This window comes from Pseudoalteromonas sp. P1-9, assembly GCF_001399975.1.
Taxonomy (GTDB): domain Bacteria; phylum Pseudomonadota; class Gammaproteobacteria; order Enterobacterales; family Alteromonadaceae; genus Pseudoalteromonas.
The window spans coordinates 123,109-145,178 of the sequence record NZ_LKBD01000005.1 but is presented as its reverse complement, the minus strand read 5'-3'; the positions used below and the strand labels follow the sequence as shown (position 1 = coordinate 145,178).

At 40.2% G+C, this 22,070-nt stretch carries 19 protein-coding genes; 8 read left to right on the top strand and 11 right to left on the bottom strand.

All coding sequences use genetic code 11. From position 1 onward, the window contains the following. Window positions 1–3 precede the first annotated feature (3 nt). Complete coding sequence (locus AN214_RS05430; RefSeq protein ID WP_054978770.1) at window positions 4–603, bottom strand: M23 family metallopeptidase; 600 nt, start codon at window positions 601–603, stop codon at window positions 4–6. Between the two features lie 82 nt (window positions 604–685). Next, window positions 686–1,621 carry a LysR family transcriptional regulator gene (locus AN214_RS05425; RefSeq protein WP_054978769.1) on the bottom strand — a complete coding sequence of 312 codons (936 nt, stop codon included), beginning with the start codon at window positions 1,619–1,621 and terminating at the stop codon, window positions 686–688. Window positions 1,622–1,732: 111 nt separating this feature from the next. On the opposite strand from AN214_RS05425, the gene AN214_RS05420 reads away from it, so the two are divergent. Together AN214_RS05420 and AN214_RS05415 are read left to right on the top strand one after the other, a co-directional pair. Beyond that, window positions 1,733–2,389, top strand: a complete 657-nt coding sequence (locus tag AN214_RS05420; RefSeq protein WP_054978768.1) for a nitroreductase family protein — start codon at window positions 1,733–1,735, stop codon at window positions 2,387–2,389. A gap of 207 nt (window positions 2,390–2,596) precedes the next feature. Beyond that, window positions 2,597–4,309 carry an alkaline phosphatase gene (locus tag AN214_RS05415; protein ID WP_054978848.1) on the top strand — a complete coding sequence of 571 codons (1,713 nt, stop codon included), beginning with the start codon at window positions 2,597–2,599 and terminating at the stop codon, window positions 4,307–4,309. Here AN214_RS05415 and AN214_RS05410 read toward each other — a convergent pair whose 3' ends face one another. The 6 genes from AN214_RS05410 to AN214_RS05385 all read right to left on the bottom strand — a co-directional run bounded on the left by AN214_RS05410 (window position 4,310) and on the right by AN214_RS05385 (window position 11,606). After that, a complete protein-coding gene (locus tag AN214_RS05410) occupies window positions 4,310–4,555 on the bottom strand; it encodes a hypothetical protein (RefSeq protein ID WP_054978767.1) in 246 nt (81 codons plus the stop codon). Window positions 4,556–4,638: 83 nt separating this feature from the next. Further along, on the bottom strand, window positions 4,639–5,559 hold the full coding sequence (locus AN214_RS05405; protein ID WP_054978766.1) for a hypothetical protein: 921 nt from the start codon (window positions 5,557–5,559) through the stop codon (window positions 4,639–4,641). After that, the gene (locus AN214_RS05400; protein ID WP_054978765.1) at window positions 5,534–5,986 is read right to left on the bottom strand and encodes a TerB family tellurite resistance protein; all 453 of its coding nucleotides are present in this window, start codon (window positions 5,984–5,986) and stop codon (window positions 5,534–5,536) included. The genes AN214_RS05405 and AN214_RS05400 overlap by 26 nt, the downstream gene beginning before the upstream one ends. A gap of 70 nt (window positions 5,987–6,056) precedes the next feature. Further along, window positions 6,057–7,286, bottom strand: a complete 1,230-nt coding sequence (locus AN214_RS05395; protein WP_054978764.1) for a TMEM143 family protein — start codon at window positions 7,284–7,286, stop codon at window positions 6,057–6,059. 127 nt (window positions 7,287–7,413) lie between these two features. Then, window positions 7,414–10,536, bottom strand: coding sequence for an efflux RND transporter permease subunit (locus AN214_RS05390; protein WP_054978763.1), 3,123 nt, complete (start codon window positions 10,534–10,536; stop codon window positions 7,414–7,416). After that, the gene (locus AN214_RS05385) at window positions 10,533–11,606 is read right to left on the bottom strand and encodes an efflux RND transporter periplasmic adaptor subunit (RefSeq protein WP_054978762.1); all 1,074 of its coding nucleotides are present in this window, start codon (window positions 11,604–11,606) and stop codon (window positions 10,533–10,535) included. Before AN214_RS05385 ends, AN214_RS05390 begins: the two co-directional genes overlap by 4 nt. Before the next feature lie 272 nt (window positions 11,607–11,878). On the opposite strand from AN214_RS05385, the gene AN214_RS05380 reads away from it, so the two are divergent. From AN214_RS05380 to AN214_RS05370, 3 genes are all read left to right on the top strand, one after another. After that, window positions 11,879–12,121, top strand: coding sequence for a DUF2164 domain-containing protein (locus AN214_RS05380; protein ID WP_054978761.1), 243 nt, complete (start codon window positions 11,879–11,881; stop codon window positions 12,119–12,121). A 68-nt stretch (window positions 12,122–12,189) separates the two neighbouring features. Next, a complete protein-coding gene (locus AN214_RS05375; RefSeq protein ID WP_054978760.1) occupies window positions 12,190–12,927 on the top strand; it encodes a dienelactone hydrolase family protein in 738 nt (245 codons plus the stop codon). A gap of 178 nt (window positions 12,928–13,105) precedes the next feature. Further along, window positions 13,106–13,756, top strand: coding sequence for a hypothetical protein (locus AN214_RS05370; RefSeq protein WP_152960712.1), 651 nt, complete (start codon window positions 13,106–13,108; stop codon window positions 13,754–13,756). 15 nt (window positions 13,757–13,771) lie between these two features. On the opposite strand, the gene AN214_RS05365 is transcribed toward AN214_RS05370, so the two are convergent. Further along, the gene (locus AN214_RS05365; RefSeq protein WP_054978758.1) at window positions 13,772–14,107 is read right to left on the bottom strand and encodes a TonB-dependent receptor; all 336 of its coding nucleotides are present in this window, start codon (window positions 14,105–14,107) and stop codon (window positions 13,772–13,774) included. Between the two features lie 18 nt (window positions 14,108–14,125). Next, entirely contained in the window at window positions 14,126–15,007 is an 882-nt protein-coding gene (locus AN214_RS05360) for a cation diffusion facilitator family transporter (RefSeq protein WP_054978757.1), read from the bottom strand. Window positions 15,008–15,287: 280 nt separating this feature from the next. On the opposite strand from AN214_RS05360, the gene AN214_RS05355 reads away from it, so the two are divergent. The 3 genes from AN214_RS05355 to AN214_RS05345 all read left to right on the top strand — a co-directional run bounded on the left by AN214_RS05355 (window position 15,288) and on the right by AN214_RS05345 (window position 20,574). Beyond that, on the top strand, window positions 15,288–16,082 hold the full coding sequence (locus tag AN214_RS05355) for an ABC transporter substrate-binding protein (protein ID WP_054978756.1): 795 nt from the start codon (window positions 15,288–15,290) through the stop codon (window positions 16,080–16,082). Between the two features lie 104 nt (window positions 16,083–16,186). Continuing rightward, window positions 16,187–17,785 carry an ABC-F family ATPase gene (locus AN214_RS05350; RefSeq protein ID WP_054978755.1) on the top strand — a complete coding sequence of 533 codons (1,599 nt, stop codon included), beginning with the start codon at window positions 16,187–16,189 and terminating at the stop codon, window positions 17,783–17,785. A gap of 314 nt (window positions 17,786–18,099) precedes the next feature. Continuing rightward, window positions 18,100–20,574 carry a DUF5666 domain-containing protein gene (locus AN214_RS05345; protein ID WP_054978754.1) on the top strand — a complete coding sequence of 825 codons (2,475 nt, stop codon included), beginning with the start codon at window positions 18,100–18,102 and terminating at the stop codon, window positions 20,572–20,574. A 67-nt stretch (window positions 20,575–20,641) separates the two neighbouring features. On the opposite strand, the gene AN214_RS05340 is transcribed toward AN214_RS05345, so the two are convergent. Further along, window positions 20,642–22,051 carry a PQQ-dependent sugar dehydrogenase gene (locus tag AN214_RS05340; protein ID WP_235576711.1) on the bottom strand — a complete coding sequence of 470 codons (1,410 nt, stop codon included), beginning with the start codon at window positions 22,049–22,051 and terminating at the stop codon, window positions 20,642–20,644. Window positions 22,052–22,070: the final 19 nt, after the last annotated feature.

Genomic DNA, 22,070 nt, shown 5'->3' with positions numbered 1-22,070 from the left:
GCACTATATTGCTTTGTAAACTTTTCCAGCTTCAATACCGCATTGATGGGGCTTAGTATTTTCAAAAACGACGGGTAACGTTTGTCCACATGGTTTTTGGTTATAGTGTGGTGGTAAATTTGGCCCGCATGTTTGCACATCAAAATGTAAATGTGGCCCACCCGATTGCCCAGTGTTACCACTTTTAGCAATGATCTGACCTTGTTTTACCTGCTCACCTTCTTCTACCAAAGCGCCTAAATGAGTTAGGTGAAAATAACGCGCAACAGTGCCATCAGCATGCTTAATAAAGACAAAATTCTCAGCTAAATCTTTCCCGTTCCAATCTTCAAATTGCTCGCGAACGGCTACAACCTCACCCGCTCTAGCTGCAACAATTGTTGTACCGATAGGCATATTAAAATCAACTGCATACAACCCTACGCCACCATTACTTGCTCGGTAATGGCCGGTTGCAACTTCTACTTTATAGGATTCACCTTTTTGAAATGGCAAGATGTATTTCGATTTTGCTTGTTCGTCAAATACCGAACAGTCTACGGCTTGTTCCGCACATGCCGACAAAGATAGCGTTAAAAAAATTGCGTGTACTAATTTGTTCAATGTAATTCTCCCTTTTGACTTTATTTGTCGCAGCACACCATCAAAAAGGTTTAAACGTAATTTTTCTTTTTAACGCAAATAACTAATCAAGTACGCTTTTCGTCAATATTCCTTTATCTATCAGTTTTTGCAGCAGTGCTTTCGTTCGTTTTCTGCACTCATCTCGCACTAATCGCACGGCAGGGGTGATCGATTGTCTACTTGGGCAAATAAGCCACAACTCGGTACTTTTATGGGGGAATTTAGGCATTAATGTCACCGCTCTTCCCTCAACCAGATCGTCGGCAATATCTATTGCTGATTTAACGGCAAGGCCTTTGCCTTTTAAACACCATCGTCTCACCAAATCTCCGTCGTTAGCCGCACGTCGACCTTTCATTTTTACTTTTATTACCTTGTCGTTATCTAAAAACTCCCAAGTGTCGTTGATGCGATCTTGTAGCTGATAAAAAAGCCCTTGATGCGCTTGTAAATCAGACGGTTTAATTGGTTCGCCATTTTGGCTTAAATATTCAGGAGTTGCACACAGTAGCTTTGGGATATTACAAATTTTAAAACCATATAAGTTTGTATCGCTTGGCTTGCCATAACGAAGCGCCAGATCAACTGAGTCACGATAAAAATCAATATTGCTGTCACTAATATGACTGCGCAAACGTAAATGTGGGTAACTATCAAGCAGCTCATCTAGCCAAGGTATTACAATGTTTCGCCCTAAATCGGACGATAAAGCAACGCGTAATTCGCCCTCAATGTCTTTATTATCAACTTTAATGTTTTGCTTTGCGATAGAGAGTAGATTTATTGCTTCTTGGCATTGTGGTAAAAAGCGCTCACCGGCGTTTGACAGCCTCAAATGACGGGTAGTACGAACAAACAGTTCGACACCAAGCTCAGCCTCAACACGTTTTAACGCTGCACTAGCTGTTGCCGCTTGCATATCAAGGGATACTGCCGCAGCAGAAATACTGTTAAGTTCAGCAATTTTTAAAATGAGTTTTAAATCGGCTATTAACATATTAACTAATATTTTTTGATAATGATTCAAACATTACCGTGTTTTTATTTAAATAATCAAGTTTTACAATAGGCTCAAGTTTAACAGCACCTTGTTTGTTAGGAGCAATCAATGACACACCCAATTATTACTGATCTAAATCGTCGTTATACAAGTAAACGCTATGATGCGAGTAAAAGAATTTCACAATCAGACTTAGATATTATTTTAGAAGCCATTCGCTTATCACCATCGTCAATTAACTCACAGCCTTGGAAAATAATTGTGATTAGTTCTGATGAAGCGAAACAGCGCATGCATCAAAAATTTGTTAACAAGTTCCAGTTTAATCAGCCGCACATCAAGGCAGCGTCTCATACGTTGCTATTCGCTTATAACCCTAAATACGCCCACAGCGATTATGAAAAGGTGATTGATACTGATATAAAAAATGGCCGTACATTAGCTGAAAATAAAGAACAAGCATTCGGTGCGTTTGCATTTGTTGATTTAAATACGGATGAACATGGTAACAACGCACATTGGACTAAGGCGCAAACTTACATTGCACTGGGTAATACAATGCACACAGTTGCGCGTTTAGGTATTGATTCAACACCAATGGAAGGCGTTGATAAAGAAATGATCAGCGAATTATTTGCCGATGAGTTAAACGGTTACGTGTGTGAAGTTGCGCTTGCGATTGGTTACCATGAAGAAAGCGAAGATTACAACGCCACTTTACCAAAATCACGTTTAACAAAAGACCAACTAATTACGATTTTGTAATCGAATAATCGTCGTAACGTTATCAATAAAAGCGCACGTTTATAAAAGTGCGCTTTTATGTAATTTTGATCTTGTTATCTCAATAAGCAAATGAATTTTATAATAAAATTGTTACATCCATTAACAATGAGGTGGTTGGAGGTTTGACCAGACCTAATTTTGTCATATATGGTAGCTATGATAATAAAAAAAACAAAAGGTCACCTTATGAGTCACAACTTCTCACGCCGAAATTTTTTAAAAGCCTCGATGTATAGTCTTGGCGCCGCGACAATCGCGATGTCACTTACTGGTTGTAATAGCGACGACGATAACAAGCTTGCTAAAAACGATTTTGCGATTAATTTTAATCATGGTGTTGCCAGCGGCGACCCACTTAGTGATGCAATAATCCTTTGGACACGCGTAACCCCAAGTGGCGCACCGCAAGGGGTTAATTTAACACTGCAAATCGCTGATGACGAAAATTTTGACATTAACCGAGTGCAACAAACTGTAGTTGCATTGGCATCAAACGACTACACAGTAAAAATTGACTTTGCAGGCCTTAACGCAGGTAGCAAATACTATTATCGTTTTGTTACCGAAAATGAAGTATCACCAACAGGTCAATTCAAAACCCTGCCACAAGGTTCGGTTGATTCGGTTAAATTTGCTGTAATGTCGTGTGCAAACTACCCTGCAGGTTATTTCCACGCTTACGCTGAAGCGGCCAAGTTAACGGATATTGACGCAGTATTACACCTTGGCGACTACATTTACGAATACGGTATGGGCGGCTATGCCACAGAAAATGCACAAGCGCTTGGCCGTGAACTAGCTGACGATAATGCGGGCGAAATTATCACCCTAGAAGACTACCGCAAACGTTACGCACTTTATCGCAGTGATACATCATTACAACAGCTTCATGCCAATAGCCCATTTATTGCGGTATGGGATGATCATGAAGTTGCCAACGATTCATTTAAAAACGGTGCGGAAAACCACAACGATGGTGAAGGTGATTTTACGGCACGTAAGCTTGCCGCATTACAAGCCTATTTTGAATGGATGCCAATTCGTCCTTACGTAAAGGGGCAAACTGAAAGTTTGTATCGCCAATTTGAATATGGTGATCTGGTATCGCTTTATATGCTAGATACTCGTCATGAAAGTCGCGCAAAACCGTTAGATTATGCAAACTACATTGATCCAGTAACAGGTCAAATTGATAGTAACCGCTTTATCTTAGATTTAATCGAACCAACACAAAAGCTAATTGGTACTGACCAATTAATTTGGCTGCAAGATGGCATGATTAACTCAAACGCAACATGGCAAGTGCTTGGACAGCAAGTATTAATGAATCGTATGCATATTCCAGCAGAGTTACTTGCAGAACTGGCTAACCCGAGTGCACAAACAGCTCAAACACTAACAGAACTTGCGCAAATCAAAGGTCGATTACTGGCAGGCGATCCTACCCTAACAGAAATGGAAAAAGCCCGCGTTACGACTTTGGCACCATACAATTTAGATGCATGGGATGGCTACCCAGTTGAACGCGAGTTAATTTTACAAACGGCCAATGAATTTAATAAGAATTTAATTGCGCTTGCGGGTGATACTCACAACGCGTGGGGTGGACAGCTAAAAGATGGGAAAGGTAATGTGTGTGGCTATGAGTTTGCAACAAGCTCTGTAAGCTCGCCAGGACTTGAATACTACCTACAATTACCGGAGCAAATGGCATTACAATTTGCGGAAGCGCTTAAATTGTTAGTAGACGACCTTGAATATGCCAATATCCATCAGCGTGGTTTTATGACAGTAACATTTACCGCTGAAAAAGCGCATAGCGAATGGCATTTACTATCAAGCGTACACCAAAATGATTATCAAATGAGTTCACAAATGACTGAAGTACTCGCTAAATAGTTAGTGATTAAGTTCATTTATAAATTCATCATTTAATATTGTCAGGCGATTAAGTTTTTGTAACAATTCAGCTTTATCGCCTTTTTCAACGTTGCAACACAATAGATTGTGTAACTCCAGCTGTAACCCTTCAAAACGTGTGATAAGGGATGACAGCTCGTCATTTTGCTCAACATTCACAGTATCAACATGATTGCTGTCACTTAATAACATGGTTAATTCTTCACGGCTTAATTGCATATTCATCTTAGTTTTCCTAAAACGCTTTGTATTTACACACTTTCAAAATAAAAATTAGCAGGTTAAAAGTTAACCTTAAATGAACTTACTTATTGCAATTGCGATTTTGGTGTAAAAGGCGTAGTGAGCGTGGCTATTTGTGATTTTGAAATTACCGGAAAATCTTCTCGTGTTTGATATCGACGGTAAAGCGACGTAAAAATACCTGAGCGAGATAATCTATCGAGCGATTGCAAAAACTGTTTGGCTTGCTGATCACTCGCATATTGCTCGTTTTCACGACAGCACATTTGATACTGCTTGATTAGTGACACTAAATCGGGTTTATCTTGCGCTTTCAACTGAGATTCAGCTTCAATAAAAAATGCAACACCGGTCCAATAAACCCGCTGATACGCATTACGTTGCCACATATTTTCACTTACGCTATTTAATTGGCCTTTATTTTGTTTAGTATTAAGTTTACCACGCTGTAATCCCGCACTGATGCGGTGGATAAATTCATCACCACTTATCAGTTGATTGTGTAACATAACGCGATTTTGTAAGTAAGTCGCCAACCCCTCAGCTAGCCAAAAGTCTTTGTAATCAAAGAGCGGATGATAGAGATGAGAGAGTTCATGATACAAGGTCCAATCACGTTTTAAGCTTGTAAGCGACGCATAACGGTAAAAGTGAAGCTCAACGGTATCAACACCACCTCTATTAATACGCGCCCAGGGTACGGGTTCGGTGGCAAAATAACGGGGATTTAAATCAAAATAGTAATGCGCTTGCCTCGGTAAACCCAACACACGCTTATTCGCATTAATGCCAAAGTTTAACCACGCTTTTACCTTTGTTTGGTGAGACACTGAAAGTGATGACAAATTTTTATACGTGACCTGTGTATCTGCGTTATGGAGCGTGACAGTTTCTGCGCTGTGTGCACTAAACGCAAAAATGAATAAAACCGCTTTATATAAGCTTATGGTTCGCTTAAACTTATTGTTTTCTGCTCTCATCAACATTAATCTTGGCCTGAATAAAGTCAGCGTGGGTAACATACATTAGACCGGCGATTTTACGAATAACATGATCTTCTTGCCCATCAATTTGACCATCAGCAAATGCCACTTGCCATAGCAGCTCTATAATCTCAATACGTTCAATATCGCTAGTATGTTCGTTCACTACGTTAACAAACGAATATAGATCAATGGCTTGTTCAACCAATTGCTTTGCTTTTGTTAACAAACGGCTCGCGGCATCAAGTTCTAACTCGCAATAATGAATCAATGTATTTTGAATATTCTCTAACTCTTCAGTGAGCACGTTGCCGTCTGCACGCATTACCTCTACCAGTAAGGCCGCCAAGCCCGTTTCAAAGTCGATTGCAGCGCGCTCTACCGCGGTGTCGTTAAATTTAGATAGTAAAGATTTTAAATGGGCTATCAATGTACATACTCCTAAACCAGTTTTATAAAGCGAAATTACAAACACTAAAACACATTATGTGTTTTGACACTTAATATTGAAAAAAGTTATCCCATAAATTATCTAATTGCGTTTTGGCATGTTTAAGAGGCAACGCGGTATACCCGTCTTTTTGTTTTGAAACGAGTTTAAAACGTTCTAATTTAGCTAATGCATCGCTAATTTCAAAATCTAAGGTACATTGGTAATTATGTTCAAACCAGCTTTCAATTGCGTTGTCTAATTCGTCTGCGCTTTGCGGTTTGCCAGCGTTAAGTAAAAAGCTATATGCGATAATCGCTTCTTTGCAGTCCTCTTCTTCTGCCGCGTCGACTAAGGTATGAAATACGCCAGCATTATTGTCTAAGTTTTTAAAATAAAGGTTATCTGATAACGCTTTCATAAACTTAATTTTTCTGTTTTTAAATTTAGTCCATTCTTTAAAAATGAAGCTGCCAAATACCGCTAAACCAAGCCCAAGACTGATTAAATGTTGCTGACTAAACTCCACGCCTTCACTTCGAAGTCCTAACCAATACGATAACAGCGCAACCAGCAAAATAATCGACGTGCCCAATTTTGTCACCAAAACAACGGCGCCACCAACAGCGGCTGATGCACTTATGATCACTTTATCTATTGGCCTCATGCGCACTTCGCTGTTAGGAAACAACATTTCTAAATCAGCTTTTGGTACGTTTTGAAAGAGCTTAATAATGGTTGAACCAGGCTCAAATCCTAATGGCGTTTTTTTAGCGTGTTGAAAGTATTCCTCGTCTTTAAAACGGATAAACACCGCAACTCGTTCATAATTGGTAAAGCGAATAGCTTGTTTCTTAAGCCCCCACCAAGTGCGTAACGTTTCGTCTTTTTGAGAGGCGCCGCGGCGATAAAAAACGACTTCAGCAAAATCATCAAACGCCACCTCAAGTCTTACTTTAAAAAGTGATTCTTCGCTTAGCACGTCTTTTAAATCTTGGTCGGTGATCCGCTCAAAATTCGCCGCGTTAAGAATATCACTAAAGGCCTGCGCGAAACGTTTTTGGCACGCGAGTTTATCGTTTTCAGATAATGGCGTTAAATTACGCGTGTCTGCGTTCGGGTCAAACGGTGCATAATTATCTTTCAGTAACTCCAAACGTTTATGGTATTCAAAATGAATAATGCTAGAAAAGAGTTCTGCAAACTCGTTAAATGATGCGTGTTCTTCAGTTGGTAATAGTGTTTGACACATGCTCACAACATCAGACTTACGAAACGGTATATAACGCTCTAATGACATGGTTTTAGATAGCTAGATTAGTATATTTAAACTTTACCTGGTAACGCCCATTAAACCAATTGCCAAAGCACAAAAAAGGCCCTTAAAACTCGGGCCTTTTATAAACACTGCACAATTAGCAAATGCTTTATCGTTTTTCTTTTACCACAGCAACAAGTAATGCGGGTAAGAATGTCAACGTAAGTATTGTAGAAACCAAAATACCACTCATTACAATCACACCTACCCCGCGGTAAAGCTCTGTGCCATCCCCAGGGATTAACACAAGCGGCGCTAAGCCAAATAAAGTAGTAGCAGTAGACATAAGAATGGGCATTAAGCGTTTTTCCAGTGCTTGTTCAACTGCCTGCTTTACACTTAACCCCTGTTCAATAACAAAACGGCGGGTTTGATCAACAATAAGAATTGGATTGTTAACCACAGTGCCAAGTAAAATTAAAAAGCCTAACATGGTGATCATATCAAACGGTTGGTGATAACTACTTAAACCAATACTACCTAACACGCTATTTACCCCATTCACAAGCACAAGGCCTAATAGGCCGCCAGCCATGCCTAATGGTACTGTTGCCAAAATAAATAACGGATAGCGCCAATGTGTAAATATGGCTACCAATAACAAGTAACTCAGTGCCAAGGCAATAATAAAGTTACTTGAAAGTGCCTCTTTAGTTGCTTCTAATTGGTCAGCCGCGCCACTAATATTCACTTTGATACCTTGTGCGATTTTACCTTGCTGCCAAAGGGCTGGTAACAACTCATTGCGCACTAATTGTTCCGCTGTTTCTAACGCAACATCTCGCGGCGGGATAATGTACACAGTCACAGTACGATTACCGTCAACACGACGAATTGAGTTACTGTTATTTGAATTGGTTAAATCAGCCAAAGCGTGAAGCGGTAAAATATTACCCGAAGGCGTTACTATTGGAGAGCTGGCAAGCTCCGCCATATTTTGGCGATTGCCAGCACCGCTAAACAAAAACATGTCAATTTTGTCATCGTTTAGAATAAACTCGTCAACATAGGCACCATCGCTCATAGCCGCGATTGCATAGCCAAAATCACTGTTATTAATGCCTAATTCGGCTAAGCGCTGCCAACGCGGTTTAATTTCAACTAGCGGCTGTTCAAGCGCTAACGAGCCGGGATCTGAGTTTATTTGCGGCTTATCAAACACCACATTGGCTTGCTCATAAACGGCTTCTGCCGCGCCGTATAAATCAATAATATTACTGCCCGCAATATCTACTGCAACTGCACGCGTGCCGCCATCATTACTTGATATAATTGAACCTCGCGAACTAAATGCACGCATGTTCGGATAAGAGCGGAATTTATCGGTTACCGCTTCCATCATTTGATTAATATGGTCTGGATTAACTGGTGCACTTAAGAACCAAATACGCCCTACTGATACCGACATTGAGTAATAATCAAGCGGTGGCATCGCCTCTTTACCGGCAAGAAAATCGGCGCTATCGGCGTGAATATACCCATCAAAATATTCCCGTAATTCTTTACCAATTTTTTGCATTTCAGACAAGTTGTAACTTGGCGGCGCAATCATCATAGAAAACGCTTTTGGTTCTTCTCCTTCAGGCAAATATTCTGCCGCAGGCATAAACCAAAGTGCACTACCCAAAATACCTACAGCGAAAATGGCAACGGCAATACGCGCGCGTTTTGTTGATTTGCTGAGCCATGCTGCCGGTTTTAGCCACTTGTTTGACAGTTGCAGCTGCTTACCTTCACTGAGTTCTTGTTTTTTACCAATATTGGCAATAGCCGTAGGAACAATAAATATCGCAACCAACATTGAGGCGATAATGGCACCTGAAATCGCGATAGCGATATCAGAATAAAGCTGACCGGCTTCTTGTTGCACAAATAAAATCGGCGCAAATACCATAACGGTTGTTGCGGTTGATGCAAGTACCGCTGGCCATACTTCTTTAACCCCGTTAATTGCGGCGTCGCGTTTACTGGTACCATTTACCTTTGCTTGCACAATCGCCTCTAACACTACAATGGTATTATCCACCGTCATACCAATTGCGAATGCCACACCAGCAAGGGAAATAACATTAATGGTTCGACCAAATAAACTAAGCGCTAAAAACGCGGCGATGGTACAAAGTGGAATACCAATAATACCCACCAATGTGGCACGACCTGAACGCAAGAAAAAATACATGACTAAGGTTGCAAGCAAGCCTCCTAGCGCCAAATTTACCCAAACATTTTGTAATGAGCTGCGCACGTATTTCACGTCATCACTCATCAATTTTAACTCTAAGCCATTTTGACTTAACAGTTGCTGATTTAGCTCAGCGACAATCGGTAACATCGCGTCTTTAATTGCTAGTACATTTGAGCCACTTTCGCGGCGCACCGATAAACTTAATGTGCGTTCGCCATCGGAAAAAGACATGCCACGTGTTTCAAAATGGTCAAGCGTTACGCTAGCCACTTCTTTGAGCAGAATATTTGCCCCATTTTTACGTGCAATAATCAGGTTTTCTAACTCGTTTAAGCTTTCAAAGCGCGAAACTACACGCAACAAATAACGGCTTGTGCCTGATTCAATATCACCTGCTGAGGCATCTTTGTTACGACTACGAATTGCGGTTCTTAATTCTGGTAAACTAATTCCGCGCTGTGCTAATCGGTGTGCGTTGACTTTAATTTGAATTTGCCTTTGCGCACCGCCGCCAACTCGCACTTCTGATACACCAGAGACACTTTCCATGCGCGGTCGCACATAGTCGTCAGCAAAATCGCGTAACAAATCGACATCTAACTCAAGTGGGTTACCCGCCAGAGGTTTAAGCGTAAAGTACATAAACGCATTGCCAGAAAACGAGCTTGAAAACAGTCGTGGTTGGTCAACGTTTTCGGGGTATGCAGGAACTTGACTGAGCGCGTTGTTAACACGAATAAGCGCATCGTTGGCATCAACACCAAATGGAAACTCCAATTCAATGCTGGCAGAGCCCATTTCGCTGTAAGACACCATACGTGACAGGTTAGCAAGCCCACGTAAATAACGTTCTTGTTCGATAATGATTTCTTTTTCTACATCCTGTGGAGTCGCACCAGGCCAACCGGTTTGCACAGTAATGGTTCTGACTTCAAGATCGGGGATCATTTGCACCGGAATGTTAAGCGCGGTTACTAATCCCAATATGCTGGTGATCAATACACAAACCGCAACTAACGTGCCGCGTTTTACTGCCGCTGTGATCATTGCGCACTTCCCTTAACTGAGCTTACCGTTACTTTTAAGCCATCGCTGAGTGCTTCAACACCACTCATAACAAATGCATGATTACTTGGTGCATTCGTTACGGCAATGCGTTCTGCTTGTTCTGCAATTACATTAACGATATGACGTTTGGCTACGTTGTTGGTGACAGAAAACACGCTGTATCCGCCATCCGGATGGTGCTTTAATGCTGTTTTTGGCAACCATAGTTTTTCTTGTGCTGATTGCTGTAGTGCAATGGTTGCCGTTGCTGAAATACCCGGAATGAGTGCGATTGATTTATCGATATCTATAAACACTTTAAAGGTACGTGATAATTCGCTTGTTGCGCCAACGACATTAGAAATTCCGGCTTTAAATTGGCTTGCGTGTTGCAAATCCGGTGTGATGTTAGCAACTAAATTCGTTTGCTTAAAATTAGCGTAATATTCTTGTGGAATTTCAAGTTCAAGTCGCAGTTTGTCGTTTGCAACTAGCGAAAAAACAGTGGCTTGTGGCGTTACCCATTCACCCACCTCCGCAAAACGGTTCATAATGACACCTGAAAATGGTGCACGAAGCGTATGTCGATTTACAATTTCTTTTCGCTCAGCAAGCAACGCCTTAGCTTGAGACACAGCAGCTAACGCTTTAGCACGTGTTGCTTTGCGCTCAGCAATTAATGTTTTTGCAACCACCTGCTGCTTTGACAGTTTAATTACTTCTTGATACAAACGCAGTGCTTCTTGATAAGCTATTTCGTTTGCCTCTAAGCTTGCTAACGCTTGCTGATACTGGGCTTTTGCAATACTACTGTTTAATTCAAGTAATATGTCACCAGCGCTTACGTGGTCGCCAGCTTCTACAAATAGTTTTGCCACAACGCCTTGTTGTAATACAGTGACCTTGGCATCTTGTTTTGATTTAATCGTGCCCGACAGCGCTAGTTGCTCTGAGAATTGATTTACTTGGGGATAAATTAAATCAACGGCAATTTCCTTTGCTGTTAGCAACGAAGTGTTAAAAGATAAAACGATAAAGGCTAAGGCTAACCTTACGCGCACAACACACATAGCTATCTCACTTTATGTTAATAATAATTATTTCTATTTATTTTAAACATCTACGCCCAAAAACGCACCTGTTTGCGACTAAATACACAATTTTACGTCTGAACGTATTACATTTGCTTAGAATTTAAACTTTTTAGGCGGACATTTAAAAAGAATACAAACACTACAATGACTTACCTTTGGTTAAATGGTAAAAATCTGATGCAACAATAGACAGTAACAAGCAACACGCTTTAGTATTAACAGCCATACAGTTACAAACATAGCCAACTATGACCATAAAACTAAACGAGCACGATAAACAACAGTGCATTAGCAAATTGCAAGATTATTTTGATAAAGAACTTGACGTTGAACTAGGCCAATTTGATGCCGATTTTCTATTAGACTTTATTGCAAAGGAACTAGGTGCCGCCTTTTACAACCAAGGTATTTACGATGCACAAACCTTATTGCAAAGTAAAATTGATACCCTAAATGATGGTTTTAGCGAACTTGAAAAGCCTATTCGTTAATTAAATTCATATGCAATTGTTGTGATAAAAAATTACAATTCTATTCAAATTCAATCGTTAAACTTACTATGATCATTTCAAACCACCAGCACGATATAAAAACTGCAACAGGTGTTATGCGCACTTATCGTTATTCTCCTGTTGAATCTGGCAACTACCCTTGCATCATTTTTTATTCCGAGATTTTTCAAAAAACTGCGCCAATAGCGCGTTCTGCAGCCATTTTAGCGAGCCATGGGTTTCATGTATTAGTGCCTGAGGTTTTTCACGAGCTAAACCCAATCGGTACCGTACTTGCCTACGATGACGCGGGTAAAGATAAAGGTAATCACGATAAATGGAATAAACCGCTTGAATCGCATGATAGTGATACAATTGCTTTAATTGAATTTGCAAAAGCATTACCCAATTGTACTGGTAATGTTGGCGCAATGGGCGTGTGTATTGGCGGCCACCTCGCCTACCGCGCAGCATTAAACCCTAATATTAAAGCTGCATTTTGTTTGTATGCGACTGATATTCATAGTGATACATTGCCAGCGAAAGAAGGCAATAATTCGCTAGAACGTATGTCAGATATTAACGGTGAAATTCACTTTATCTTTGGTAAGCAAGACCCACACGTACCAGTGGATGGACGTATAAAAATTTATCAAGCATGCCAACAAACTGGTATCAATTTTCAATGGCAAGAAGTTAACGCACAACACGCGTTTATGCGCGATGAAGGTGAACGTTACGACGCCGCACTTGCAATACAAATGTATCAACAAGCCGTTGCACTATTTCAGCGTAAATTAGTGTAATTATTAACAAGGTTAGATTAATGTAGTAATCAGGTTTACATTGCTACATTATTAACCTTAGTTTAACCTTTTCTTACAGACCCTTACACTTTTAGACGAAGACTTACAGAAGTAATATTTACCACGTTAAATTCTAGGCCTACACTCCTGCTACGTACTAATAGCAGGAACGCTAATTGTGAATACTTTAGTCTCTGTGACATCACAAAAAACAAATAATGCAGTAATAAAATGGAATTTATACTACATAATCGCAATCATCGCTGTCTGTCTTATTGTTAATGTCAGCATTCGCTTAGATTATTATTTCTTACAAGGTATTCCTGAACTTTCGTTTACCGAAACCTTGCAAGGCTTAGCACTTGTTTGTATCAATCTGTGCTTTTACAAAATGATAAAGGCACCAAACGTTGGTGCCGGTAGCTTACTTGTATTTGGCTTTTTTACCGCCCTGTTAATACGAGAGTGTGACTTTTGGTTTGATAAAATTACCCATGGTTTTTGGTTTTACCCTGCCATGATTACAACACTTGTTACGTTAGTTTTGTTTTCAAAGCGCGGAAAAAGTGGCTTTACCGAGTTCGTTAACTTGCTGAGCGTACCTGCCATGAACAAGGTAATCGTAGGTGTGATTGTATTGATTATTTTTAGTCGTATTTTTGGTACTGGTAGCTTTTGGCGCGATGTTGTAAGCCAAGACGCCTTCGTTGTAAAAACCATTATTCAAGAGGGTTTAGAGCTACTGTGCTATTGTTTTATTACAATTGGCGCATGGGAAACTAAGCAACAAGTTAATACCCTAAACAATAACGAATGTGGTGCGCTCTAACGCACCACATTTAGTTTAAAAGCTAAAATCTACGCCTGCGAAAATGCTTCTGCCTACCTCAGCGTAACCATAATCGAAAGCGTCTTGATCAATCCGTTTATCGAATAAATTGGTAATACCAACTCTAAAAGCAATTGTTTGCGATAGTGCAAAGCGGCTTCCTAAGTCAACCATGACATAGCCATCTGCTGGTGTTTTCTGCCATGTTGGTGCCATTTCAATATACTGCTCACCAATATAATTGAGATTGACATAGGTACTGAGTGACTCAATAACTTGCCAATTTAATTTTGTATTTGCTTGGTGTTTTGGCGTTTTAATTAACGGTTGGTTGTCACTTTTGTTTAACACAGTAGCGCAAAGGTGCCGTTACTGTGTTAAATAACAGCCTTTAAAGGATTGTGCACAAGGTAAGGTTTCGATTGTCGAATGTGTGATAGAAAACTGTTTAGCTAACATGTCTTTGATTGACTGCAAATCATCATTACTCAGTGTAATGCTTGCCTCAAGATGAAGGGTCGTATCGTCCAACTGCCACACGTGCAAATGTTCAACTGCAGACACATTATCTTGTTCTAGGATTGCTGAATACACACTATCTACATCCACATCAGCGTGAGTACCTTGCATCAAGATAATAACACTTTGCTTCGCATAATCAGCGCCGTGGTAAAGCACGTACACAGAAATTAAGATAGTGGCGATTAAATCGATAACATACCATTGATATAAGATAATTAATGTGCCTGAAATGATTACAACAAGTGACGCTAAAGCGTCTGATAAATTATGAATAAACGCCGCTTTTAAATTTAAGTTGTCCTTTGCGCCTGCTTTGTATGTAAGCCACGCAGTTGCAACGTCAATCACCAACGCAATTGCCGCGATGTAAACAACAACCCAGCCATCAACCGGCGATGGATTTAAAAATTGACTAAACGCTTCAAAAATTAGGTAACAGCCAACTAATATTAAAATAGTGCTATTGACCAAAGCGCCAAGGATCTCTGCGCGTTTATAGCCAAATGACATTACGCTAGTGGCTGGTTTTCTTGCGATTCGCCGCGCAATAATCGCAATAACAATGGCACCTGCGTCACTTAAGTTATGAAGTGCATCAGCAACAAGTGCCATACTACCAGACAAAATGCCACCAATAATCTGCGCCACGGTCAGTAATACATTAATCACAACGGCAAGTGACAATTTGTTATCGCCGCTATTATGATGATGGTGATGTGAATGCGACATCGAATTTCCTTATGCTATTTGGCGGTATTGTTAATTGCACCCACGTATAAAACGACGTTTGATGTTTTGTTCCCACGCAATCTCGATTTAAAGTCTATCGTAATTAAATCATGCCGTCTCTCTCAAAACATGGACTTACCCTAACAAGCGATAATTAAAATTCAAACAACCTTATTCACTTAATAAGTCAAAGTTTTACGTATAGTAACACGCCATTCTCGGGCGTTTTTGTGAGATTGGTTTATACTTTAGCGATTAGCAAAAGTAATAATAAGTTGTTATGCAAAGAGCGTGGTGGTCATTGTTGTTATTGGTAGTGAGTTGTCAGTGTTTCAGTGCACAAACACCACCTGTGGAATGCAAGACCCCGCTTTCGCTATCGATCACTAACGACTGGTATCCCTATGTTAAGTTTTCTAAGTTTGATAGCACCACAGGTGTCGATGTAGAACTGCTGAAAAAAGTGCTCGAGCAAATGGGCTGTGAGCTTACCGTAATTCGCTTTCCTGAGCGTAGAACCCTATTTGAACTCACTATCGGTAATTTTGATATTGGCCTTGGCGCCAGTAAAACGCCCGAACGGGAACGGGACTTCTACTTTTCAAAAACCTACCGCCTAGAACGAAACCGATTTGCCTATCGACAAAACGACCACAGCGTTAAGCAAAGCAAAAGTTTTAAATCAATTATTAAACAGCGTAAGCTGATCGGCGTTAACTTGGCCGGTTGGTACGGTGACGAACTAGAGCGTGCAAAACAAGCGTATAACGGCTTTGTTTTTTCAGAAACAACAATTAAACGCTTGGAGATGTTAGTTAAAAACCGTGTCGATATTGTGATTGATGACGACGTTGTACTTTGCAGCGAAATATCAAGACAAAACCATCCTCAGGTGGTTATCCATCCTTTACTCCTGTCACAAGCAAGTATTCATTTTATCTTTAACAAACAGAGCGTTTCACCTACTTTTATGGCGCGCTTTGATACTGCACTAACTAAGGTGTTAGCTAATGGCGAGCTTGAAGTTTTGTTCTCGCATTATATATCACCAAGTTGTGCTGAGCACCTTATCTAATTTTCATAACCAACTGTCACTTTAAAATAAAGCGCGCTATCGCTATGTTGTGCCATAAGATAGTGCTAAAATGCCGCCAATTTTGATTCGATGAAAAATATATAATGCTTAGTTCAAACAACATCACCATGCAATTTGGTGCAAAGCCACTTTTTGAAAATATTTCAGTTAAGTTTGGCGACGGTAATCGCTATGGTTTAATCGGCGCTAATGGCTGCGGTAAATCAACCTTTATGAAAATTTTAAGCGGTGAGCTAGAACCAAGTGCTGGTAATATTTCATACGACCCAAATGAGCGCATTGCAAAACTAAATCAGGACCAGTTTGCTTACGAGCAATTTACCGTTGTTGATACCGTAATTATGGGCCACAAAGAGCTGTGGGATATCAAAAAAGAGCGTGACCGCATTTATTCTTTGCCTGAAATGAGTGAAGAAGAAGGCATGTTGGTTGCTGATCTTGAAACCCAATTTGCCGAAATGGACGGTTATTCAGCCGAAGCGAAAGCCGGTGAATTACTGTTAGGTGTTGGTATTCCAACCGAGCAACATTATGGTTTGATGTCGGAAGTTGCACCAGGTTGGAAATTGCGTGTGCTACTTGCACAAGTACTGTTTGCCGAGCCAGATATCATGTTACTTGATGAACCGACCAACAACTTGGATATCTATACCATCAAGTGGTTAGAGGATATTTTGAATCAACGTGACTGCACTATGATTATTATTTCCCACGACCGCCATTTCTTGAACTCAGTATGTACTCATATGGCTGATATCGACTACGGTGAATTACGTATTTACCCGGGTAATTACGATGAGTACATGTTTGCAGCAACACAAGCCCGCGAGCGTTTATTATCAGATAACGCCAAGAAAAAAGCACAAATTGCCGAACTACAACAGTTCGTATCTCGCTTCTCAGCTAACGCATCAAAAGCAAAGCAAGCGACATCTCGTGCTAAGCAAATTGATAAAATCCAATTAGAAGAAGTAAAAGCGTCAAGCCGTCAAAATCCATTTATTCGTTTTGAACAGTCAAAACAATTATTTAGAAATGCACTTGAGCTTGAAAGCCTGACACAAGGTTACGACGATACATTATTCAGTGATTTATCTGCGCTTGTTGAAGTAGGTGAAAAAGTAGCGATTATTGGTGAAAACGGCGTCGGTAAAACCACGCTATTACACACCCTAGCGAATCGCCTGCCTGCGAAAAGTGGCAGCCTTAAGTGGTCTGAAAATGTAAACATTGGCTACTACGCGCAAGATCATGCAGATGACTTTGCGACCGATATGGATCTGTTTCAATGGATGGAACAATGGCAACAAGAAGGTGATGACGAGCAAGTAGTACGTGGTTATTTAGGCCGTTTACTGTTTTCTCAAAACGACATCAAAAAATCAGTTAAAGTAATTTCTGGTGGTGAACAAGGTCGCATGCTATTTGGTAAATTAATGATGCATAAGCCAAATATCTTATTAATGGATGAACCAACAAACCACATGGATATGGAATCGATCGAATCACTCAACCTTGCGTTAGAACAATACCAAGGTACTTTGTTTTTCGTATCCCATGACCGCCAATTTGTATCGTCGCTTGCAACCCGTATTTGGGAAATAAAAGACGGTAATGTAATTGATTTCCAAGGTACTTATGACGAATACCTTGCAAAAAAGGCAGCTGACGAAGCAAAATAACCCAGTTTAGCTTAACCAATTACATTCTTACAAAGGCGCTATTTATTAGCGCCTTTTTTATTAGCTACGCCAAACAACGCGAACACTTTCAAAAAACAACGCTGTCATAAAAAATTCATATACTAATTTTGAACACAATAAAATCAACATCCAGAATAAGTCTCATTGATTTTAAACAGTTTCATTTAAATGTTACGTATCTTTAAGCTGCCTTTACTTTTGCTTTATGACAGTTTTATTGCAGTTAACGTAATCCTTTCGTATCTTATTCTTGTTCAAGGTGAACACATGTTTATATATTTTAAGGAAATTTCATGACTCGTAAGTTAACACTCTCGTTGCTTGCAGCATCAACCCTCAGCCTTGTCGGCTGCGGTGGCTCATCAACTTCACACGAACCAGCGCCAATCGTACCTAATTCTGGCGAACTTAATATTGGATTTTTAGGACTTCCTGACGGTGCGTCTGCTGATGTGTTGGTTGAAGGCCCCAACGGTTATTCCAATACCGTTAGTACTAGTACCTTACTTACGCAACTGGCCCCTGGTACCTACACACTTTCAAGCGTTGCCCAATCCATAAACAATAAACGTTATCTCGGCATAAACGAATCGATATCGCTGAACGTTTCAAATGGTTTGGTTTCAAATGCGATTTATGAATTTGGCTATGCAACGCAAACCATAGGTACGGTAAGTGGTTTTGGTAGTTTGTATGTCAATGGTGTTCGTTACAATACCGATAATGCCGACTTTACAATTAATGGCCAACCAGGCTCAGAAGATACAATCCGTTTAGGTGATCGCGTTGTGCTTTCAGGTTTAACCAATAACCAAGGCCGTTTTATTGCAAATAGTGTTAACTACGAAGCAACAGCGACGGGTCAAATTCAGCACATTGACTATGCTAATGAGACAATAACAGTACACGGTCAAACATTTGTCTTAACCGGTGAATCTAACTTAGAAGAGCTTACCTTTGATGCGTTAAAACAAGGTCATTTTGTCGAAATCAGTGCCGTATATTCAGAACAACATGGCTTTTTAATCTCCAAGCTAGAGCGTAAAGACGATGAAGACACGCTTTCACTTACCGCAAAAGTTACAGCGCTGGATAGTGCTAATAACACCTTAACAATCAATGACACAACTTTTGATACATCAAACGTAACTGTACCCCCAGAACTTACTGTTGGAGATATTGTCGAAATTGAGTTTAACCAGCTAAATGATGTTAACGTTATTACTGACATCGAAATTGAGCACTATGATCAACAAGATGGTGTGTCTGTTATTTTAGACGGTCCAATAGTCAATGTTACAGATAGCAGTATTACAATCGCCAACACACAAGTATTGATCAACGACGACACGGATTTTGAAAATATATCATTAGCGCAACTTGTAAATGGTACACGTGTCGTTGTTGAAGCAATCATTATTGATAATCAACATATTGCTGAAGAAATCGCACTGTATGTTAGCGCAGACAGCGATATTGAAGGTGTAATCACCGATATTGACCAGGCATTAAATACCATTACGGTAAATGAGCGCGAATACACAATCACACCGTTTACCCTCTTTGATGATGAATCAAGTGCCGACGATAAACAACTGACACTGTCAAGCTTAGCGATAGGCGATTTTGTTGAAATCGATTTTTATAACGATGATAACGGCAACGCCTTTGTGACTAAGTTAGAGCGTGAAGAGCAATCTGAAAACGACGATGACATTTCGATTTCAGGCAAGGTAACCAATATTAACCTTGATACAAATACCTTTAACGTTTCGGGTATTACAGTGTTTGTAAATGCATCGTCGGAGCTAGAAAACCGTTTTGGCAATGATGTGTCTGTTCAAGACTTTATGGCATCACTTAGCGATTACGATAAATTGGAACTAGAGGTATTCAAGACATCGGAAGATGGTTACTTAGTACTAGAAGCAAAATACCAAGATAGTTACGACGATAGCTTTGACATTGAAGGTTCAATTACAGAGTTCAATAGTATTCAAGATTTTAACGTAAACGGTTTTCAAATCATTACCGATGAAAACACGCAATTTTCACATCCACTAGATATGTTTCAAAACGGTGTCGAAGTTGAAATCGATGCAGTACAGCGAGACGGCAACACCCTGCTAGCACTTGCTGTTGAACTTGAGGATGAGAATGATACACGCGAAATCGAAGGTGAAATCACCTCGATTCAAAATGATACAATTACTGTTAACGACACCGCTATTTTGCTAACCGCCGATACCCAGTTTGAAAATGGTACACGTGAGCAGTTAAGAGAAGGCGTGATGGTTGAAATTGACGCGTTCATTAACAGCCAAGGTCAGCTTGTTGCGACTGAAATAGAATTTGAACAACAAGACGACATTGAATTAAACGGTTCAATCACAGAAATAGTAAGCGATTTTCAATTTAAAGTTAACGACACCCTTGTTTACTTTGATGCCAATACGCAATTTGAAAATGGAAATCAAAGTAAACTCGCGCTCGATGTACTCGTAGAAGTTGATGCGATTGAAACCGCAATTGGTTTGTATGCCGCTGAAATCGAGTTTAAAGCAAACGAAGAATTTGAAATTGAAGGTGAAATTCAAAACCTAACCGACACTCAATTTACATTAAGTGACGTTGTTATCCACTACTCAAGCGATACCCAGTTTGAATTAGAAGGTAATCAACTTGAAAATGGCTTAAGTGTTGAAGTGGCTGGCACAATAGATAAAAAGGGCCAATATATCGCATGGCGAATTGCCTTTGATGACTAGTCACTCATAGATATCACACACTTAAAGAGTACGTTCTTAAAATGAACGTACTCTTTGTTACTTTAATTTAACTCGCTGGCAAGATTGAAATAATTTTACTTTCGTTTTTATTTCGGTCATTTATGGTTAAGTAAATTGTGCCATTTGGAGCGGTAACCACATCACGAATACGCCCTAAACCTTTCAGAATAATCTCATCTTCAATTACCTGATTATTTTCAATACGTAAGCGATGCAATTGCTTTTTCGCTAGGCTGCCAACAAACAAGTCGCCCTGCCAATTTTTAAACACATTTCCGGTATAGAAGTTAATACCAGCAACCGCAATTGATGGCGTCCAATGGTGAATTGGCGACTGCATACCTGGTAATTCTGTGTGTTCGGTGATTGGCGTACCGTTATAATTCATGCCAAACGTTACTTTTGGCCAACCGTAGTTCACACCTTTGGTGATTAAATTCAGTTCATCGCCACCGCGTGGGCCGTGCTCTGTTGACCATAAATGTCCAGTTGTTTGATTAATGGTTAAACCTTGTGGGTTACGATTACCATACGTCCAGATTGTTTGTTGGGCGCCCTTTTCATTGTAAAACGGGTTATCTTTTGGAATGCGTCCATCTTTAAATATGCGGTGTATTTTGCCGTTCTGCGTTGTAATGCTTTGCGCGTCATTTTGATGGCCTTCATCACCGTTAGTAAAGAACAAGTAGTCACCTTGAATAGCGAAACGCGAGCCAAAGTGCCAGCCGCGATTTTTACGGTTGTCTGGCTTTGCCTCAAACAAGGTTTGCTCTGAAACCCATTTACCCTCGCTTATCTTGCCGCGCACAATTTTAGTAAAGGCAATCTCGTCACCGTTATCGTTTTTTCCAGCAGCTTGGCTAAACGACAAATAAATCCACCCGTTTTGGCTATATTGTGGGTCGGGATAGACATCAAGTAAGCCACCTTGACGGTTATGCCATACCTCAGGAATGCCAATTACTTGCGTTTTTTTGCCGGTTTTCGACATCATCCACAGTTCACCCTGGCGAAGCGTATACAGTAAACTGCCGTCCGGTAAAAAGTCCATCGCCCAGATTATTCCTTCACTGGTCAGAACTTCTTGTGTCTTACCGGTTTGATGTTTTGTGGTGAATACTTTACCAAGAGATGATTCAGGCGCTTTTTGCCTTTCTACTTTAGCCCCCGCTTCGCGAATATATACAACAAGCGTTCGTACTTGTTCATCGCTTAACGTTCCACCAAATGCTGGCATGCCAACTTTTGATATACCATTTTTAATAGCATTGGTTAATGCTTTATCTGTGCCATCTGTTAGCCATGTGTTATCAACTAGCGAAGGCGCCATTGCGCCCATCAGCGTTTCGCCATGGCAAGACGCACAAGTAGATTTAAACAATTCTTCAACTTTTGCCTGTGATGGCAAACTTGCAATGCTTGCTAACATCGCTCCTAAAATCGGTAACTTATTCATTTTTTGATACATATTATTA

Excerpts from the sequence above, each read along its gene's own strand:
- AN214_RS05425 (WP_054978769.1), bottom strand. The coding sequence starts at position 1,621 with ATGTTAATAGCCGATTTAAAACTCATTTTAAAAATTGCTGAACTTAAC.
- AN214_RS05420 (WP_054978768.1), top strand. The coding sequence starts at position 1,733 with ATGACACACCCAATTATTACTGATCTAAATCGTCGTTATACAAGTAAA.
- AN214_RS05415 (WP_054978848.1), top strand. The coding sequence starts at position 2,597 with ATGAGTCACAACTTCTCACGCCGAAATTTTTTAAAAGCCTCGATGTAT.
- AN214_RS05410 (WP_054978767.1), bottom strand. The coding sequence starts at position 4,555 with ATGAATATGCAATTAAGCCGTGAAGAATTAACCATGTTATTAAGTGAC.
- AN214_RS05405 (WP_054978766.1), bottom strand. The coding sequence starts at position 5,559 with ATGTTGATGAGAGCAGAAAACAATAAGTTTAAGCGAACCATAAGCTTA.
- AN214_RS05395 (WP_054978764.1), bottom strand. The coding sequence starts at position 7,286 with ATGTCATTAGAGCGTTATATACCGTTTCGTAAGTCTGATGTTGTGAGC.
- AN214_RS05390 (WP_054978763.1), bottom strand. The coding sequence starts at position 10,536 with ATGATCACAGCGGCAGTAAAACGCGGCACGTTAGTTGCGGTTTGTGTA.
- AN214_RS05385 (WP_054978762.1), bottom strand. The coding sequence starts at position 11,606 with ATGTGTGTTGTGCGCGTAAGGTTAGCCTTAGCCTTTATCGTTTTATCT.
- AN214_RS05380 (WP_054978761.1), top strand. The coding sequence starts at position 11,879 with ATGACCATAAAACTAAACGAGCACGATAAACAACAGTGCATTAGCAAA.
- AN214_RS05375 (WP_054978760.1), top strand. The coding sequence starts at position 12,190 with ATGATCATTTCAAACCACCAGCACGATATAAAAACTGCAACAGGTGTT.
- AN214_RS05360 (WP_054978757.1), bottom strand. The coding sequence starts at position 15,007 with ATGTCGCATTCACATCACCATCATCATAATAGCGGCGATAACAAATTG.
- AN214_RS05355 (WP_054978756.1), top strand. The coding sequence starts at position 15,288 with ATGCAAAGAGCGTGGTGGTCATTGTTGTTATTGGTAGTGAGTTGTCAG.
- AN214_RS05350 (WP_054978755.1), top strand. The coding sequence starts at position 16,187 with ATGCTTAGTTCAAACAACATCACCATGCAATTTGGTGCAAAGCCACTT.
- AN214_RS05345 (WP_054978754.1), top strand. The coding sequence starts at position 18,100 with ATGACTCGTAAGTTAACACTCTCGTTGCTTGCAGCATCAACCCTCAGC.
- AN214_RS05340 (WP_235576711.1), bottom strand. The coding sequence starts at position 22,051 with ATGAATAAGTTACCGATTTTAGGAGCGATGTTAGCAAGCATTGCAAGT.